This is a genomic window from Gemmiger formicilis, from assembly GCF_016901605.1.
Classification (GTDB): Bacteria; Bacillota; Clostridia; order Oscillospirales; family Ruminococcaceae; genus Gemmiger; species Gemmiger formicilis_B.
Genome location: NZ_JACJKP010000323.1, coordinates 1 through 1163 on the forward strand (window position 1 = coordinate 1; position 1163 = coordinate 1163).

At 59.1% G+C, this 1163-nt stretch carries 1 protein-coding gene; it reads right to left on the minus strand.

Translation table 11 applies throughout. From position 1 onward, the window contains the following. The coding region (dnaJ, locus tag H6B10_RS14580) for a molecular chaperone DnaJ (protein ID WP_204652258.1) at positions 1 to 894 on the minus strand (894 nt) is incomplete at its 3' end. Between the last annotated feature and the right edge of the window lie 269 nt (positions 895 to 1163).

Here is a 1163-nt window from a genome sequence, read left to right on the forward strand (position 1 = left end):
GGCGCCCAACACTGCCTGAGAGTAGGTAATGGGGACACGTACATATACATCGTAGCCATCCCGTTCAAAGACAGCATCTTTCTTGACCGTCACATGAACAATCACGTCGCCTGCCGGGCCGCCGTTGCTGCCGGCATCGCCCTGGCCGCGCAGTGCAATGTTCTGATCATCATCAATGCCTGCGGGAATCTTGACCTCCAGCGTCTTGCGGGCGCTGGTTTTGCCGGTACCGCGGCAGGTCTTGCAGGGGTTCTTGATGATGGTGCCACGTCCGCCGCAATGCGGGCAGGGCTGCTGGCTCTGCATCACACCAAAGGGCGTACGCTGCTGGGTCACCACATAGCCGCGGCCACCACACTGGGTACAGGTTTCGGGACTGGTGCCAGACTCGCAGCCGTTGCCGTTACAGTCGGGGCAGGTCTGCTGCCGGTTCAGCGTGATCTTTTTGGTGCAGCCGTGGGCAGCTTCCTCAAAGGTCAGAATCACACTGGCCTGAATGTCATGGCCCTTGCGCGGCGCATTGGGGTTGGCTCGGGAAGAACCGCCGAAGCCACCAAATCCGCCAAAACTGCCGCCGAAAATATCGCCGAAAATATCGCCCAGGTCCACACCGCCGGCGCCAAAACCACCGAATCCGCCGCCCGGCTGACCGGCCCCATAGTTGGGATCGACGCCGGCAAAGCCGAACTGGTCATAGCGCTTGCGTTTTTCCGGGTCCGAAAGTACGTCGTTGGCCTCATTGACCTCCTTGAACTTTTCCTCGGCGACCTTATCGCCGGGGTTCAGGTCGGGGTGGTACTTTTTGGCCAGTTTGCGGTAGGCGCTTTTGATCTCGGCTTCGGTGGCGTTTTTACCGATCCCAAGCACCTCATAATAATCACGTTTTTCTGCCATAGAATCAATCCCCTCTATATGGGCTATCTTTCATTAACCCCGCAAGGGCCGCCGCCTTGCCGGGCGGCGGCCTTTGTGTTGGGGTTCAAATTGTAAAATCAGACTTCGTGGAAGTCGGCATCCACAGCGCCGTCATCCTTGGGCTGGCTGCTGCCCTGGGCACCGGCATCGGCACCGGGCTGAGCGCCCTGGGCCTGAGCAGCCTGCTTGTAAACCTTCTCGCTGATGGCGTAGAAGGACTTCTGCAGATCATCCTGCTTGGCCTTGAT